Source organism: Enterobacteriaceae bacterium Kacie_13 (genome assembly GCA_013457415.1).
GTDB lineage: Bacteria > Pseudomonadota > Gammaproteobacteria > Enterobacterales > Enterobacteriaceae > Rahnella.
In genome coordinates this window covers 546,527-564,314 of record CP045665.1, presented here as the reverse complement: position 1 = coordinate 564,314, position 17,788 = coordinate 546,527, and the positions used below count along the sequence as shown (strand labels likewise).

14 protein-coding genes are annotated in these 17,788 nt (G+C 48.9%); 12 read left to right on the top strand and 2 right to left on the bottom strand.

Annotated elements, in window-relative coordinates:
- Position 1 precedes the first annotated feature (1 nt).
- The 10 genes from tssH to GE278_02540 all read left to right on the top strand — a co-directional run bounded on the left by tssH (position 2) and on the right by GE278_02540 (position 13,475).
- Complete coding sequence (gene tssH, locus GE278_02585; protein QLK59740.1) at positions 2 to 2,641, top strand: type VI secretion system ATPase TssH; 2,640 nt, start codon at positions 2 to 4, stop codon at positions 2,639 to 2,641.
- Positions 2,629 to 3,336, top strand: coding sequence for a type VI secretion system-associated protein TagO (gene tagO / locus GE278_02580; GenBank protein QLK59739.1), 708 nt, complete (start codon positions 2,629 to 2,631; stop codon positions 3,334 to 3,336). Before tssH ends, tagO begins: the two co-directional genes overlap by 13 nt.
- Positions 3,337 to 3,363: 27 nt before the next feature.
- Positions 3,364 to 4,791 carry a type VI secretion system protein TssA gene (gene tssA / locus GE278_02575; GenBank protein ID QLK59738.1) on the top strand — a complete coding sequence of 476 codons (1,428 nt, stop codon included), beginning with the start codon at positions 3,364 to 3,366 and terminating at the stop codon, positions 4,789 to 4,791.
- A gap of 20 nt (positions 4,792 to 4,811) precedes the next feature.
- Positions 4,812 to 8,354, top strand: coding sequence for a type VI secretion system membrane subunit TssM (tssM, locus tag GE278_02570; protein ID QLK59737.1), 3,543 nt, complete (start codon positions 4,812 to 4,814; stop codon positions 8,352 to 8,354).
- Positions 8,355 to 8,397: 43 nt separating this feature from the next.
- Entirely contained in the window at positions 8,398 to 9,726 is a 1,329-nt protein-coding gene (locus GE278_02565) for a hypothetical protein (GenBank protein ID QLK59736.1), read from the top strand.
- A gap of 49 nt (positions 9,727 to 9,775) precedes the next feature.
- Complete coding sequence (gene hcp, locus GE278_02560; GenBank protein ID QLK59735.1) at positions 9,776 to 10,255, top strand: type VI secretion system tube protein Hcp; 480 nt, start codon at positions 9,776 to 9,778, stop codon at positions 10,253 to 10,255.
- A 215-nt stretch (positions 10,256 to 10,470) separates the two neighbouring features.
- Positions 10,471 to 11,418 carry a hypothetical protein gene (locus GE278_02555; protein QLK59734.1) on the top strand — a complete coding sequence of 316 codons (948 nt, stop codon included), beginning with the start codon at positions 10,471 to 10,473 and terminating at the stop codon, positions 11,416 to 11,418.
- The gene (locus GE278_02550; protein ID QLK59733.1) at positions 11,415 to 12,047 is read left to right on the top strand and encodes a hypothetical protein; all 633 of its coding nucleotides are present in this window, start codon (positions 11,415 to 11,417) and stop codon (positions 12,045 to 12,047) included. Before GE278_02555 ends, GE278_02550 begins: the two co-directional genes overlap by 4 nt.
- Before the next feature lie 81 nt (positions 12,048 to 12,128).
- Complete coding sequence (locus GE278_02545; protein ID QLK59732.1) at positions 12,129 to 12,761, top strand: hypothetical protein; 633 nt, start codon at positions 12,129 to 12,131, stop codon at positions 12,759 to 12,761.
- An 81-nt stretch (positions 12,762 to 12,842) separates the two neighbouring features.
- A complete protein-coding gene (locus GE278_02540; GenBank protein ID QLK59731.1) occupies positions 12,843 to 13,475 on the top strand; it encodes a hypothetical protein in 633 nt (210 codons plus the stop codon).
- A 118-nt stretch (positions 13,476 to 13,593) separates the two neighbouring features.
- On the opposite strand, the gene rraB is transcribed toward GE278_02540, so the two are convergent.
- Positions 13,594 to 14,019, bottom strand: a complete 426-nt coding sequence (rraB, locus tag GE278_02535) for a ribonuclease E inhibitor RraB (protein ID QLK59730.1) — start codon at positions 14,017 to 14,019, stop codon at positions 13,594 to 13,596.
- Between the two features lie 168 nt (positions 14,020 to 14,187).
- Between rraB and argF the strand changes: the two genes are divergently transcribed.
- Together argF and GE278_02525 are read left to right on the top strand one after the other, a co-directional pair.
- Positions 14,188 to 15,195 carry an ornithine carbamoyltransferase gene (gene argF / locus GE278_02530; GenBank protein QLK59729.1) on the top strand — a complete coding sequence of 336 codons (1,008 nt, stop codon included), beginning with the start codon at positions 14,188 to 14,190 and terminating at the stop codon, positions 15,193 to 15,195.
- 173 nt (positions 15,196 to 15,368) lie between these two features.
- The gene (locus GE278_02525) at positions 15,369 to 17,141 is read left to right on the top strand and encodes a sugar phosphorylase (protein QLK59728.1); all 1,773 of its coding nucleotides are present in this window, start codon (positions 15,369 to 15,371) and stop codon (positions 17,139 to 17,141) included.
- 11 nt (positions 17,142 to 17,152) lie between these two features.
- Here GE278_02525 and GE278_02520 read toward each other — a convergent pair whose 3' ends face one another.
- Entirely contained in the window at positions 17,153 to 17,623 is a 471-nt protein-coding gene (locus GE278_02520; protein ID QLK59727.1) for a YhcH/YjgK/YiaL family protein, read from the bottom strand.
- Positions 17,624 to 17,788: the final 165 nt, after the last annotated feature.

Here is a 17,788-nt window from a genome sequence, read left to right as displayed (position 1 = left end):
TATGATCCAGATTGATTTACCAACTTTGGTTAACCGGCTGAATACATTATCTAAACAGTCGCTGGAATTGGCCGCCGCTGAATGCATCAATCAACGGGCAAGCGAAATCACGGTGGCGCATGTTCTGACACAAATGTTGATGACGTCACGCAGCGATGTTCGCGTCATTATCGAACAAACTGATATCGATACCGATGCGTTACGCGATGCGCTCACCGGTAGCCACCCTCCTCAGCTGTCAGAGAGTTACCCGAGCTTTTCACCCATGCTGGTCGAATGGCTCAAGGATGCGTGGATGCTGGCCTCGGCTGACATGCAACTTTCACAGCTGCGAAGCGGTGTTTTGCTGCTGGCGTTGCTTCACTCTCCGTTACGGTATGTCCCACCGGAAGCCGCGCAGCAGCTCGCCCGGATAAATCGTGATCTTCTGCGTCTGGAATTTTCCCGCTGGACGGTAGATTCCGCAGAGTCCGTAACACACAACGACGGCACCGCAAACCGCTCACTGAGCTCCGGTGAAGAAAGCCTGCTGGCGAAGTACTCAAGCAACGTGACGGAAGATGCCCGCCACGGCAAGCTCGATCCCGTTCTTTGTCGTGATAACGAAATCGACCTGATGATCGACATTCTATGTCGCCGTCGTAAAAACAACCCGATCGTGGTCGGCGAGGCCGGAGTGGGTAAAAGCGCACTGATTGAAGGCCTGGCTTTGCGGATTGTGGCCGGTCAGGTCCCTGAAAAGCTGCAAAATACGGAACTGGTGACGCTGGATTTAGGCGCACTTCAGGCAGGCGCGTCCGTGAAAGGAGAATTCGAAAAACGCTTCAAAGGCATCATGACGGAAATCAGGCTGTCGGCGACGCCTGTGATCTTATTTATCGATGAAGCCCATACGCTGATCGGCGCAGGTAATCAGCAGGGCGGTCTCGATATCTCGAATCTGCTCAAACCCGCACTGGCCCGTGGCGAACTGAAAACTATCGCAGCGACGACGTGGAGCGAATACAAGAAGTACTTTGAGAAAGACGCTGCGCTTTCACGCCGTTTTCAGCCAGTAAAAGTGACCGAACCCACCGCTAGCGAAGCGACGATCATTTTACGCGGTCTGGCCAGCGTCTATGAGCAATCACACGGCGTACTGATTGATGATGAAGCCTTGCAGGCCGCAGCAACACTCAGCGAGCGTTATCTGTCAGGCCGCCAGCTTCCTGACAAAGCCATTGATGTGCTAGACACCGCCTGTGCGCGGGTGGCGATCAATCTTTCTTCTCCACCAAGACAGATGTGTGCGCTGACGACGGCTATTCAACAATATGAGGCAGAAATTCTTCAGCTGGAACGCGAACATCGTATCGGTTTACATCAAAACAATACGCGTCTGAATGAATTACATCAGCTTCATGAAGAAACAAAACTTCAGCTGGATGAACTGGATGTGGGCTGGAAACATCAGTGCAGTCTGGTGCATCGGATCATCTCGTTGCGCCACGAATTTTTAAGCATGACTGACGCTGAAACAGTGAACGACGAGATGCCAGGGAAACGTGAAAAACTGACGTCCCTGATGAACGAACTCGACGGCCTGCATCAGGCACGTACGCTGGTATCACCCCATGTTGATAAAGGGCAGATCGCCGCCGTGATCGCGGAGTGGACAGGTGTACCGCTGAACCGTTTATCGCAAAGCGAAATGGCGCTACTCACCGAACTTCCCGTCTGGCTGGGTGAAAGAATCAAAGGCCAGTCGCTGGCCATTGCCCATTTGCATAAACATTTGCTGACAGCCAGAGCTGACTTGCGTCGTCCCGGCCGTCCGCTGGGCGCATTTTTACTGGCCGGTCCAAGCGGCGTCGGCAAAACTGAAACCGTGCTGCAATTGGCCGAATTATTGTTCGGCGGCCGCCAGTACCTCACGACCATCAACATGTCTGAGTTCCAGGAAAAACACACGGTTTCTCGTCTGATTGGCTCGCCTCCGGGCTATGTCGGATACGGCGAAGGGGGCGTGCTGACCGAGGCGATTCGCCAAAAACCTTACTCGGTTGTTCTGCTCGATGAAGTAGAGAAAGCGCATCCCGATGTACTGAACCTGTTCTATCAGGCCTTTGATAAAGGCGAAATGGCAGACGGTGAAGGACGGCTGATCGACTGTAAAAACGTAGTGTTTTTCCTCACGTCGAATCTGGGTTATCAGGTGATTGTTGACTATGCCGATCATCCGGAACAGATGCACGAAGCACTCTATCCGGTTTTGGTCGATTTCTTCAAACCAGCCCTGCTGGCGCGTATGGAAACCATCCCATTCCTGCCGTTATCGGGCGAAACGTTGATCACTATTATTGCGTCGAAACTTAAAAGACTGGAGACGCTGCTCAATCAGCGCTTTGGTGCTGAAGTCGTCATTGATGCTGAGGTCAGCGACGAAATCATCCTGCGGGTAACCCGCACGGAAAACGGAGCCCGCATGCTCGAATCTATTATCGACGGCGAAGTGTTACCCCCTCTTTCCTTACTGCTTCTGCAAAAACTCGCTGCCGGTTCCTCCATCAGCCGCGTGAATATCGCCGTCGCTGACCATCGGTTTACTGCAGATATTCAGGAAGCTGTCCCTGGGAATAAAGGCGAGTTATGCGTGGAGTGATATTGGCCAGCCTGTTGCTGCCACTTGTCTCAGGTCAGGCACTCTGCGAAATCGCTAAGCCGGAACTGAGCCCGGCAGAATCAACGCTTCAGGCAATGAATGCCTGCCGGATTGAGCCGGCGTCGCTTGAACGCCTCGATTGCTATGACCGTCTGCTTACCCCCACGTATCCAGATTTTTCCGGTGCGCTGGTCAAGGCGCAGGTTCAGGGAGAAGCCTGGCGGCGGGCGTTCGCACAGGAGGCGCAGCGGGAGGACCATTCGACTCAATTTCTAACCCGGCAAACCGAAAGTGAACCCCCCTCAATGGTGATCACCACGCCCGCGCTGGGGATCCTTCCTCCCAGGCCGGTATTGATGTTCAGCTGTATCGACAACATCACCCGTATGCAAATCGCCTTACCGACCCCGCTCAATGGCCAACCGGAACTGGTGCTGACCACGGAAAAAATCCACATTAATGCCCATTGGTTCCTGCGCGAAAACGACTCGCTGCTGGAATCCAGCCGGGGTCTTCCGGGTATTGATGAGATTAAACAGCTATTCGGTGCAAAAACGTTGACGGTGGCATTTCCGCCCTCCGCTCAGGGGACATCAGCCAACAGAAAGACGGTTTTTCCCTCACTGACGTTCAACATCAGTGAACTGGAAAAAAACCTCGCACCAATGAGAGTTGCCTGCCACTGGGCCGACTAGTGCTACCGATTTTAAAAGGGAATTGTTATGGATATACAGACATCAGGCACATGGCACGGGCATATTATTGCTTCGCTACCGGAAGAGAAGATCCGCTCTGCAATGAGCGAAACCGATCCAGACTGGGAGTACATTGACGGCGAAATGGTCAAGCTGGGATCTCTGGCACACGGCCAGTTAGACATCGCAAAAATCCAACAGAAGGCATTGAAATTACTGGCGACGGAAAGTAAAGATTTTCGCCTGATGGTTCACCTGCTGCGCACGCTGCAACATGGCGGCAAAGCCTCTGAGCTTCTTTTGGCTCTGCAACTGCTCACCCAATATATTGAACAATTTTGGCTACCCGCATGGCCGCAAAACATTGCTCATAAAAATCGTTTTGCACAACAGGTGATTAAACGCTTCGAGAAAATGGCCTTCAGCTTTGCCAGCGATGCAGATCAGGCACAGCAGGATACGATGCTGCGGGAATTTGCCCATCTGTCGCAGCTTTGGAGAAAAGCGGAAAATGAATCATTGGCCGGAGCGGCAGACGAACTCTTTTCGCTCTATCAACGCCGCATTCAGGAGCAGGCCGCAAATGCCGCCGCCCGACAGGCAGCGTCTGCGCAGTCGCAGACAGAAAGTGATATAGGCGACATCAGCCAGCCCCAAAGTGCGCGCTCCGTCGCTGCAGTTAACGTCGAAACTCATGACGATAAATCATGGCGCCAGACGCTGCTGAAGGTCGCAGATGTGCTTTGCGAACGCCATCCCCAAAGTTCAACAGGTTATCGGCTGCGCCGTCATGCGCTCTGGCAAAACATCACTTCTGCACCGCAGGGTGAAAACGGCGGGCGAACCTTACTGGCGGCCTTTCCCGCGGATATGATGGCGGATTATCAGGCCAGACTCCTGACGGCAAATCATGAGTTATGGGAGCAAGTCGAAAACAGCCTGTTACTGGCGCCCTATTGGTTTGACGGGCATCGCCTTTCATCCCGTATCGCCAGCCAGCTGGGTTATTTCGACACAGCCGCTGCGATCCGCGACGAACTCCATCTTTTCATCAATCGCATCCCTGTATTAAGGAACTTGCACTTTACCGATCTCACACCATTTCTGGGTGAACAAACCCAGGAATGGCTGGACGAAGACCGTGCCTCGAAAGCCGTTTCGGGTGTGTCAGCAGCGCATGATGATGAAACCAATAATATCTGGCAGTGCTTCTGCGACGAGGGGCTGGCACCGGCTCTACACCTTCTTGACCAACTTGCGCAACAATCTCCCGAACCACGTCAGCAGTTTTACCACCAATACCTCGGCGCGCAGCTTTTGGAAAAAGCCGGTATGACTGCATCTGCGTTTGCGCAATACAAAACTCTGCACCAGACGGCACGCCAGATAACGTTGTCCGGTTGGGAACCGACCTTGCTTGAACAATTAGAAGAAAAAATCACGACGGATCAGTGAAGTAAAACAGGAGTTTTATTGTGTTCAAAATATCAAAGCCTGGCTTTCTCCGGGCATTAAAACCTACGCTCAAACCCGCCATGCCGCGGTTAAAAATCTCTGTTCTGATCGTAGTGATCATCGTCTGGGTATTATCCCTGGTCTGGATCTGGTGGAAAGGCCCGTCATGGACGCCCGGACAACAACATCCCCTGGCTCCGCAGGCTAACCGCTGGCTGGCCACGTCTGTCTGGATTCTCATCGCTCTTGCATGGCTGACATGGCGGGTTATAAAACGTCTTCAGCATCTGGAGACGTTTCAGCGACAACAGCGTCAGCATGAGAAAGATCCGCAGAGTCTGGAAGTTCACCAGCAACAACGCCATCTCGATCATTGGCTGTTACGTTTGCAACGGCATCTGGCACGGCGTAATTACATTTATCATCTTCCGTGGTACATCGTCATTGGTACGGCAGAAAGTGGTAAAAGTACGCTGCTGCGCGAAGGTTATTCTTCCGACACGATTTATGTGCCGGAGAAAGTACGTGGCGAAAATAACGGCGTCTGGCATATCGCGCCGCATGTCGGTGAACATGCCGTCATTTTTGACATTAACGGTGCTCTGATTGAGCAACCGGTCAGCGGTCAGAAGGACGCTAACGTTCACAGTCGCTTGTGGAATCACTGGCTCGGCTGGCTGAGTCAGAACCGCCCCCGTCAGCCACTTAACGGTATTATTCTTACACTGGATTTACCCGAACTGCTGACCGCAACCAAACATCAGCGCGAGCGTCAGCTGACAGTATTACGTCAGCGACTGCAGGATATCCGCCAGCAGCTGCACTGTGAGCTGCCGGTCTATATAGTCCTCACCAAACTGGACTTATTGTACGGCTTCGCCCCGCTATTCCAGCCGCTGGAAAAGCAACAGCGGGAGGCTATTCTCGGCGTCACTTTTACTGAAGGTTCTCACGATAACGATCGCTGGCGCGATGAGCTACAGACCTTCTGGCGGGAATGGATACGGCGTTTTAATCAGGCACTGCCCGATCTCTTGCTAAGCCACGTGGAAGCCAGTCAGCGCAGTATGTTGTTCAGTTTTAATCGTCAGATGAACGGGATTATCGAACATCTGGAAGCATTACTTAGCAGCCTGCTCGCAGGCGATAATATGTCAGTCATGCTGCGCGGGGTTTATCTCACCTCTTCGCTTCAGCGCGGTCAGGTCGACGATATGTTCATTCAGTCAGCCGCCGCTCAGTATCGTCTGGGCCAGACTGCACGCTCTTCGTGGCCGATGGTCGTTACCCAACCTTATTTTACCCGCGATTTGTTCCCACAAGTGTTGCTGGCAGAACCCAATCTGGCAGGGGAAAACCGCGTCTGGCTGAGTAAAACGCGTCGCCGCCGGGCGCTGTTTTCTATCATCGGCGCCGCTGGCGCCGTAGCCTGTATCGCGGGCTGGCATCATTACTACAATTCCAACTATCACGCGGGTGTCACCGTGCTGGCTCAGGCAAAATCCTTTATGGATATCCCACCGCCTCAAGGCATTGATGAGCTGGGTAATCTTCAGCTTCCCCTGCTTAATCCGATGCGCGACGCCACGCTGGCCTATGGTGATTATCGTGAACACAGCGTCCTCACCGATATGGCGCTGTATCAGGGCATCAAAATCGGGCCTTATGTTGAGAAAACTTATCTGCAGTTGCTCGAACAACGCTTCTTACCGTCACTGCTGAACGGGCTGATAAAAGACCTGAACGCCGCACCGCCGGGGAGCGAGAAGAAGCTCGCCGTCCTGCGCGTCATCCGCATGCTGGAAGACAAAAGCGGGCGTGATAATAAAGTCGTCAAACAATATATGTCGCAACGCTGGAGCGAAAACTTCCACGGTCAGCGCGAACTTCAGACACAACTCATGTCGCATTTAGATTACGCACTGGATCACACCGACTGGCATGCGCGACGCGCAAACGGAGATAGCGATGCGGTGAACCGCTTCGTTCCTTATGACAAGCCAATTGCCGCCGCTCAGCGCGAACTGAGCAAACTCTCCATTTATCAGCGTGTTTATCAAAGCCTGAGATCGAAAGCGCAGGGCGTACTCCCGGCAGATCTCAACCTGCGGGATCAAATCGGGCCGAGCTTCGATAAAGTGTTTGTGGCAAATAAAGAAGAAGATCTGGCGATCCCACAGTTCCTGACCCGATATGGGCTGCAAAGCTATTTTGTGAAGCAACGGGACAGTTTGGTCGAGCTCACAGCCCTTGACAGCTGGGTGCTCAATATAACCAAAAACGTCACCTTCAGTGATACCGACCGCGAAGAGATCCAGCGACACATCACCGGGCAGTATGTCAGTGACTACACTGCCACATGGCAGGCAGGGATGAATAATCTGGATATCCGCGAATACGAAGATATGCAGGAAGTCACTGATGCGTTGGAACAGATCATCAGCGGTGATCAACCATTCTACCGTGCACTGCAAACACTGAGAGATAACACCCAGCTTCCACCACCGCCGGCCAGTCTGCCGGATAAAGCGCGGGAAGAGCTGATGTCCTCACTAGACTTCCAGCTACTGACCCGCCTGGGCCGTGAATTTGCGCCTGAAAATAGTGTACTGACCGAGACAAAAGAGAAGGAAAGTACCTTGCAGGCAGTTTATCAGCAACTGACTGAACTGCACCGTTACCTGCTGGCTATCCAGAACTCACCAGTACCGGGTAAATCAGCCCTGAAGGCCGTACAGATGCGGCTGGATCAGAACAACAGCGATCCGATCTTCGCCACCCGCCAGATGGCCAAAACCCTGCCAGCCCCGCTTAACCGCTGGGTCGGAAAGCTCGCCGATCAGGCGTGGCACGTGGTGATGATCGAAGCCGTTCACTACATGGAAGTTGAGTGGAATGACAAAGTGGTCAAAACGTTTAATGACCAGCTGGCAGACCGATACCCGTTTAACCCGAACGCCACGCAGGATACCTCCCTCGATGCGTTCAACCGCTTCTTCAAACCCGATGGCGTGCTCGACAGCTTCTATCAGCAGAACCTGAAACTGTTTATCGAGAACAAACTTACCTGGGGAGAAGACGGCGAGGTGCTGATCCGCCCTGACGTACAACAACAGCTGGAAACCGCGCAAAAAATCCGTGAAACCTTCTTTACGCAGCAAAGCGCACTCGGCACCCAGTTTGCTGTCGAGGCCACCGAATTGTCTTCCAACAAACGCCGCAGCGTTCTGAATATGGACGGACAGTTGCTGGATTACAGTCACGGCCGCAACTACACCGCACATCTCGTCTGGCCAAACACCATGCGTGACGGCACCGAAAGCAAACTGACGCTGGTCGGCAACGACAGCGGCTCTCCACGCAGCATCAGTTTCAAAGGACCCTGGGCACAGTTCCGCCTGATTGACGCCGGTAGCCTGACCAACGTAGATGACGGATCGTTTGACGTTCGCTTTAACGTTGACGGGGGCTATATGAGCTACCGCGTTCATTTCGATACGCAGGACAACCCGTTCACTGGCGGACTTTTCAGCGAATTCACCCTGCCTGACACACTGTATTAAAGGATGCACCCCGGCAGCGATGCCGGGGTATTAAGGAAAAACCATGAGTGACGAAACACACATCATCAAACTGGGTGACGATCCCCGCTTTTTGCCCGAGTTCAGCGCGATCCGCGAAGAGATCAACAAATCCAACCATCCTTCACAACCAGAAGTGAACTGGCGGCTGGTGGAATCACTGGCGCTGACGCTGTTTAAAAGCAATGGCGTCGATTTGCACACCGCAACGTACTACACGCTGGCGCGCACCAAAATTAACGGGCTCTCGGGATTTTGCGAAGGGTGCGAGCTGCTGGCGGGATTGATCACCGCCGAATGGGAGCGCTTCTGGCCGCAAAACGATCAGGCGCGCAGCGATATGCTGGAGTGGTTCAACACCCGCATTGGCAATATTCTGCGTAAAAATCCGTCTCTGGCGCTCGGCGACGTCCAATTGCTTTACCGCACAGAACACACCCTGCAACTCATCTGCGACAAACTTCAGCAGGTCGAACTGAAGCGCGTCCCGCGGGTAGAAAATCTGCTCTACTTTGTGCAGAACATCCGTAAACGAACCGAAGCTGAACATCAGACGCAAAGTTCACAGGCTCACCATTACGTCTCGCCAACACTGGTCTATATGCCGGATCAGATATCTCATCCAGACCCTGTTTTTTCACTACTACCCAGCATGGAGCCTGCGCAACAGGCGCCGAAAGTCGAAGTGCATTTCGCCGGTTCCGAAAACAAAAAGCGCCCTTCCCGTAAATCCGTCGTTAGTGGTTTTTTGGCTGGGATCCTTTGCTCGGCGGTTGTCTTCGGCGGTTTGTGGTGGTGGAAAGTTACGCCTTTTCAACAGCAAATCACATTGATCAAAGACACCTCGCAAGGCGGCGCGTCACTTTGGCTGACGTCACCTGAACTGAGAACCTATCCGCAGCAGCTGAACCGCCTGCTTAACGCAACACCGTTGCAGGCACTGGACAGCGGCGAGCGTCTGACAAAAACAGCCAGTGCCATCTGGCCTGAAAATGAACAACAACTACAAGCTACCTCCCGCTGGAACAGCGCACTCAAACTGCGCGCCGATAACAGCCCTGACTTACGCGGATACTTACAAATCCGACAAGATATGCACGCGTTTTCCGACTTATTAGTTCAACGGGAAAAAAGCAAAGAAGGCGTCACGCTTTCTTATCTGAAAACCGTCGCCTATCAGGCCGAAACCTTGCTGAATCAGGCCACGCCCATTGAGGCGTTATTAACCCAGCTGGAAGATGCCAAAAGGCAAAATAAAAATACCCAGACGCTGGAAAAAACACTTAACGAAAGAATGGATTCATTATCCAGTCGCTATTTTTTAATTAAAAATATCAGAAAAACCGATAATTGATATTTAACTCTATCACTTAATACTATGACTAAGATAAAGGAATAACATCATGGCCAATCTCATTTATTTAACTCTCACCGGACAGACCCAGGGACTGATTTCAGCAGGATGCTCATCGCTGGATTCGATTGGGAACAAAGCGCAGATCGCACATTTGGACCAGATAATGGTTTATGAGTTGTCGCATGCGATTTCCCGGAATCAAAATGCAAGCCATCAACCTATAATCATACAAAAACCAATTGATAAATCCTCTCCTTTGCTAGGTAAAGCTATTTCTGAGAATGAATTATTAACCTGCACCCTTGACTTTTACCGTATAAATCGCTTTGGTTCACAAGAGATTTATTACAGGATAAAGTTAACTGAGGCCACCATAAAAAACATTCGATTGCATAGCCCTAACTCATTAAGAGAAAGTGGCGCACAACCAACAGAGTCCATCTCTATAGACTATAAATCAATAACATGGGAGCATCCGGAAGCGGGGACGAGTGCATATAGCTTTTGGGAAGATAGAGTTTTTTAAAGCATTATCTGCAAGCATCTAATGTCCAGAATGACGTGGAGATACGTTGATAACTTCAGCCATCAAAATCATGAATTATTTATACAAAATGATTCATGATTTATATAATACAACCAATTAAACCTACTATCCAACAATCATACTCAATGACTGCTTGACCTGATGACTGTAACTACATACCCTTTTTACAGCCCTGTTGAAATGGAATTAACAACATGCCGACTCTACAATATTTTAGACAAACTCGTGGTGATTATAAATATGCCAGCCTTTTACATACAATATCTGATGTAGACTTTGATTTTGAAGCACTGGGCCAGGCGCTGGACTGTCAGCGTGATTTCTATGGTGTAGGCATCATATATTCTGAAGATCAAAAAGAGTATGTGGTAAGGCAACCAAGGAATGCAGTATCAGTAAAATATGTCATAGTTACAAAAGTCCCGCATATTAATAAAGATGTGGCTGCGGCAAGTCTTAAAGACGCTATATCCACCCCTTCATTAAGTAAAGAAATAACATCTACCGTTTTATCCTGCGGGGGTTTGTTGTTAACTATTGGTGCGGCCATAGTCGGCACAGGCGCTGTTCCTTTTACTTTAGGAGCCAGCTCTGGAATGGTTGCCCTCGCGGTTGCAGGCACAATTGCAACAACAGCACAATGCGTCAACGGTATAGTAAGGGTGGTCGATATGACTACAAATGAAGGTGAAATAACTACCTGGCTGGACTCTCAACAATGGTATCTGACAACATCCTGTATATTAGATATCATGTCAGTTGCCTCCGCCGGCGCGGCACTGAAGGATGTTCTCATCACCTATCGAGCCATGAGAGCATCTTCTTCGCTAAAAGTAAGTCAATGGTTGAGAAGCTTGCCAAGGCAGGATCGTGCCAGAATTACTAAAGAAATAATGCGAATTCAGAACCCAGGAATATCTAACAAAGCAATTAAATCTTTCATTGCTATTGGTAAGTACCCTAAACGCTTTCCTACTGAAGGGCTTCAGAAGACGCTGCAAGTTCAGTTATTGAATAGTTTAAACAGCATGGCAGCTTTTTCAGGAAGTGCGATTGGCGGAGTTTTAAATTCCCCAGCAAGCATTTTAGATTCAGGAGAGTATGTTGTGGGAATGCTACAATCCATTGAGGTATTCGAATGAAAATAATCATAGGCTCGTCTCTTTATGAATTAATGAAATATGGTGAAAACATTGATAAAGATATCAAAAAAAATGACATTAAATCAATAGAGCGTAAAGTAGAAACAAAAACAACTGAATATGTAACTGTGCTATTTTTTCAAAAAAACTTCATGGCACTTTCAACGGCTTTATTTCTCATTATGATTTCCTGGGTTTTTATTACTTTCACAATACTTAGAATTCTAAATATAAAACACTCACCTGCACTACACTTTAGCTTATATATGGCACTGACCATGATTTACATATTTATATATATAGGTGCTGTTTTTTTGATAGCAAGAGGGATCACAACCGGAGTGAAAATGATTTACTTCACTTTCGTTTTTATTGTTTGTGTGGCATGTATATTTTCTTTATATTATCTGGTAAGAATTTATTGGGTCGAAGGCTCATACACTGAAAATATTTTTCACATAGCAATGCTATTACTCCCGCTTTACTTTTCACGCCTGATATTAAACACCACTTTAATCAGAACAGCCATTATGTGGACTATTAACGAGCGCGCCAGAAAGGCTTACTGGAAAATATTTATGAAAGATTATAAGAGCCCGCGTAAAATAAGAAAGCTGCGGGTTGGTTGAAATAATAAAAATGAATGCATCAGAAACCTCACTTAGTGTATATACCTAAATTTAAATAATTACCATGAGGCATCAGGGAAAATGAATAAATTAATAGGAACATCTTTTTATAATCTACTTCAGTACGGCAATGAAATTGAGTCATACATTAAAAAAAATGATATGGCATCAATAGAATGTAAAATAGAAACAAAAATAACTGAACATGCAACAGTTCTATTTTTCCAAAAAAACTTCATGGGACTTTCCGCTGCATTATTTTTATTAATGATCTCCTGGGTTTTTATAATATTTTCCACACTTCAAGTTTTGGATATAAAAAAATCACCATCAATCCATTTTAGTTTGTTTATGTCAATGTTTATGATATACGGGTTTATTTATGCAGTTTCAGTGTATTTAATTGCTAAGGGTCTTACTACCGGAGTGAAAATGATTTACTTCACTTTCGTTTTTATTGTGTGTGTGGCATGTATATTTTCTTTATATTATCTGGTAAGAATTTATTGGGTCGAAGGCTCATACACTGAAAATATTTTTCACATAGCAATGCTATTACTCCCGCTTTACTTTTCACGCCTGATATTAAACACCACTTTAATCAGAACAGCCATTATGTGGACTATTAACGAGCGCGCCAGAAAGGCTTACTGGAAAATATTTATGAAAGATTATAAGAGCCCGCGTAAAATAAGAAAGCTGCGGGTTGGTTGAAATAATAAAAATGAATGCATCAGAAACCTCACTTAATGTAAATACCTAAATTTAAATAAATACCATGAGGCATCAGGGAAAATGAATAAATTAATAGGAACATCTTTTTATAATCTACTTCAGTACGGCAATGAAATTGAGTCATACATTAAAAAAAATGATATGGCTTCAATAGAATGTAAAGTGGAAACACAGCTTAAAGAGTATGTGACAGTCTTGTTTTTTCAAAAAAACTTCATGCTTCTTTCGCTCGCCCTCTTTCTTATGATGTTTTCCTGGCTATTCATTATCTTTACTGCGTTGCAAGGTATAAGCACAAAAGAATCACCAGGCCTTTACTTTGGTCTGTACATGATATCTGCCATGACGTGTGGACTCATAAACATTTTTTCTGTATTTCTGCTGGCCAGAGGGATAACCATTGGCCTGAAGATGGTCTATTATACTTTCAATTTTATTTTAGCAATGGCGATTTTGTTTTCATTCTATTATTTATATACTTTCATTTTTACTGGCAAAACAAATATCTCAGATGTCGTATTTTTCGTACTCATAATCGTACCTCTCTATCTTACTCGCCTGATATTAAATACGCGGTTAATTGGATCAGCACTGGTATGGACTATCAATGAGAGGGCGAGAAAAGCATACCTTAAATTATTAATCAAAACGTATAAGACTCCCCGTAAAATAAAAAAGCTGCGGGTTGGATAAACAACTCTCACTCCTCATGACAATCATTTTTCAGCTGGAGCATTAATTACTCTGCTGATTTCTGCATAAAAAAAGGCTGCTTAATTCAGCAGCCTTTTTGTTTCAGACTCAGAAAGAATCAATGACGTTTGCCGTCATCATCTTCGTCGATGAAATCTTCGTCTTCGCCTTCTTCACCTTCTTCGTCGTCATCGCCTTCGAAGTAAGTGCCCCAGCCGTCGTAGTTTACGCCGTTGGTTTCGGCCAGATTCATCAGTTGCTCAACCTGTGCGTCGATAAGCTCTGCATTCAGCGCCACTTCGCTAATTACGTCACAGCACATCATGACAGTACCGTCTTCAGCTTCCAGCTCTTCCGGGTCGGAAACTTCATAACCCAGTTTGAAAGCTTCTACGACCGCTTTCTCCAGAACTTCGAACTTTTCTGAGGATAAGTGGTGTTCAATGGTGTAAAGCGCGTCAGGATCGCTGCCATCGTCCAGCAGCTCTTCGATGATTAAGCGAGTTTCTTCACGTTGTTCTTCCAGCAATTCACGGTTTGCCATTTCTCAGTCCTCAATCAATTTGACGTTTGTACGCTATTTTCACACACCATAGAGCGCGCCTCCACTATTAAAGAGAAAGTTTTCTCTGTGGGGTTGTAATTGCATATTCATACATATAAATTGAATTTTAATTCAATCCGAAATGCTTACGCGCTATGGAGCGACATCATGAGTTTGTTGAGTAAACGTCATTTTCTCAGGTTACTGGATTTTACCCCGTCAGAGATTTCGTCCCTGCTGAAACTCTCCGCTGAACTAAAAGCAGCAAAGAAAAACGGCACCGAAAAAGCCCGCCTGCAAGGCAAAAACATCGCGCTCATCTTCGAAAAAGACTCAACCCGTACACGATGCTCTTTCGAAGTTGCCGCATACGATCAGGGGGCGAAAGTCACTTATCTCGGCCCAAGCGGCAGCCAAATTGGCCACAAGGAATCGATGAAAGATACCGCCCGCGTGCTTGGCAGAATGTATGACGGTATTCAGTATCGCGGTTTTGGTCAGGATAACGTAGAAACCCTGGCGGAATTCGCCGGTGTACCGGTATGGAATGGCTTAACCAACGAATTCCACCCGACGCAGCTGCTCGCTGACCTGCTGACCATGCAGGAACACCTGCCCGATCAGCCGCTGAAAGGGATGCGTCTCGCCTATCTGGGTGATACCCGCAACAATATGGGTAACTCACTGCTGGAAGCTGCCGCGCTGTGCGGGCTGGATTTACGCCTTGTGGCACCGTCAGTATGCTGGCCCGATGCCGAACTGGTCGCGACCTGTCAACATCTCGCAAATGAAAATGGCGGCACTATCACGCTCACCGAAGACATTGCTACCGGCGTGAAAGATGCGGATTTCCTGTATACCGACGTCTGGGTGTCGATGGGCGAACCAAAAGAAGCCTGGAAGGAACGTATTACCCTGTTGCGCCCTTATCAGGTCAACAGCGCGATGCTGGCGCTGACCGGCAACCCGAACGTCAAGTTCCTGCACTGCCTGCCCGCTTTCCACGACGATCAGACGTCGCTCGGCAAACAGATGGCACAAGAGTATGGCCTGCACGGCGGTATGGAAGTGACGGATGAGGTATTTGAATCGGCGCAAAGCGTGGTGTTTGATCAGGCAGAAAACCGTCTGCACACCATCAAAGCCGTGATGGTCGCCACCCTCGGCGAGGAGTAATTTATCCCGGCATCATTCGCGCTTTTCCCGGATGATGCCGCATTTTTCCACCAGAATGCTCTGCTATCTCCCCCTTTTGCCGTCACAGACCTTCATTTTCAGCTAACCTTTTTACAGTGCGTTGGTTTTATAACTCCGTCAAAAAAACACAAACGCAGTAAGAAGGAACCGATATGAGCTCAGTTAATCTTGAGTATGTCCTGCGGCTGGAAAGCCTGTTAAGCAGGATTTACCCCAGGGAACACATCGCCGATCTGTTGAAAAAAATCCTGCATCTCGCCGACAAATGGAACTATGGCAAACATCGCACCACGCAGTGGGTCGATGGCACCCATATTTATCTGATCACCTACGGCGACAACCTGCGCCACGGCGAGCAGCCACCGCTGGCGACGCTCAATCATTTTGCCAATACGTATCTGCGTGAAATCATCAGCGATATTCACATTTTGCCGATGTACCCGTACAGCTCCGACGATGGATTTAGCGTGATCGACTACCGGCGGATCGACGAGAATCTCGGTGGATGGTCGGATATTCACCACCTTTCTGAAAACTTTAACCTGATGTTTGACTGCGTGATCAACCACATCTCGCGCTCGAGCGACTGGATGAAAGGTTATTTGCACGACGATCCGTACTACCAAAATTATTTTATCGCTTCCAACCCTGAGCTTGATTACAGCCGTGTCGTCCGCCCGCGCGCGTCACCGCTGCTGACGCCGTTTATCAAAGCCGACGGCACTGAGCCCTATTTGTGGACGACGTTCAGCGAAGATCAGGTGGATATCAATTTTAAAAATCCGCAAGTGCTGCTGGAAAGCATCGACGTACTGCTGCAATACGCGGCCAGCGGCGGGCAGTCTATCCGACTCGATGCCATTGGTTATATCTGGAAGGAAGTGGGCACATCGTGCATTCACATGCCGCAGGCGCACAACATCATCAAAGTATGGCGCACCATTCTGGATGAAGTGATCCCCGGCACCCGGCTGATTACCGAGACCAACGTGCCACACCACGAAAACATCAGTTATTTCGGCGAAGGTGATGAAGCGCACATGGTGTATCAGTTCCCTCTGCCGCCCCTGACGTTGCACGCCTTTTTACGCGAAGACACCACTACGCTGACAAAGTGGGCGCAAAGTCTGAATGCCGAAGCGCGCTATCCCGAGACGACATATTTTAACTTTCTCGCCAGCCATGACGGTATCGGGTTACGCCCGACGGAAACTTTCCTCAGCGATGAGGAACGCAAATATATGGCGCAGGAAACGCTGCGCAAAGAAGGTCGCGTCTCTTACAAAGATAACGGTGACGGCACCCATTCGCCTTACGAGCTAAATATCAATTACCTGAGCGCGCTGACCGAACAGGACGATGACATCGAGATAAAGGCGCAGAAATTCCTGGCGGCGCAGGCGCTGTTGCTGTCATTCATCGGCGTGCCGGCAATTTATATTCACAGCCTGCTGGGCAGCGAAAATGATCTTGAGGGGATGCACCAGTCGGGCATCAACCGGCGCATCAACCGTAAAAAGTTGGATCTGGATAAACTGGAAGCCGAGCTGGAGAAAAAAGACGGCCTGCGCGCCCGCGTGTTCAACGGATTACAGGATCTGATTAAGCACCGGCGCGCCCATCCTGCGTTCTCACCACAGGCCGGTCAGCGGGTTTTTGATCTGGGGAAATCGTTGTTTGCGATGGAGCGTTATGACCCAAAAACCGAGGATCGCATTACCTGCGTGTTTAACATCAGCAGCCATTCCCAGATGTTAAAACTGGCAGTGGAGGGTAAGGATCTGATCAGCGGAGAGGTATTTACCGGCCAGACGCGGCTCCAGCCATGGCAGGTGGTGTGGATCAAACACAAACTGAAAGCGCCAGAACGCCTTGGCAGGCTGCGTCGCTGGCGGATGAAGTTGTTTAAGCGAAGTAAGCGATAACCCACAAAAACTTAAACGGGTAAAACGCTGACGTCCATTTTGATCACGGCTTTGCGCACGTTGGCCGGTTCGCCGACGGCGCACAGCGGTTTATGGACTTCACCCGGATAGAAGACCACGAAGTCACCGGCATGCATGACCATGGTTTTTTCCTGTTCGCCGGCGGCGAGAAACGCAATGTCTTTGTCCGCCAGCCAGTCAGTATCGACATATCCCGCCGGTAAGTTACTGAACGTCATCCCTTCGGTGCCGTTCAGGACAATCTGGATATCCAGATAACGCGCATGGAACTCGGCGCGGCGTTCCGCCTGAGGCGCAGTGGAATCATTAGAAATCAGCACAAATACGTCGTCGCCGCAAATATCGTGTTTACCCAGCGAAGTATCGGCGGTGATGTGCTGTTTAACGAACTCGATGGCTTCGCGCAGTGCGGCGGGCAGATAAGGCACTAAGTGCAGCTGATGAATGTTCCCGGTGATCATGAGTTTCCCTTCGTTAAAGTAAAAATGAAATGTTGTTTCAAAGTCGTCTTATAATAAAGCACTCCGGCTGTCCGCCACTTGATCCAGTTAACAGTTTTTGCCTGTGAAGTGGCACGCAGCCAACCGTTTGCCTGTGAGTGATTTTTCCGCTTGATGTCGTCGGTT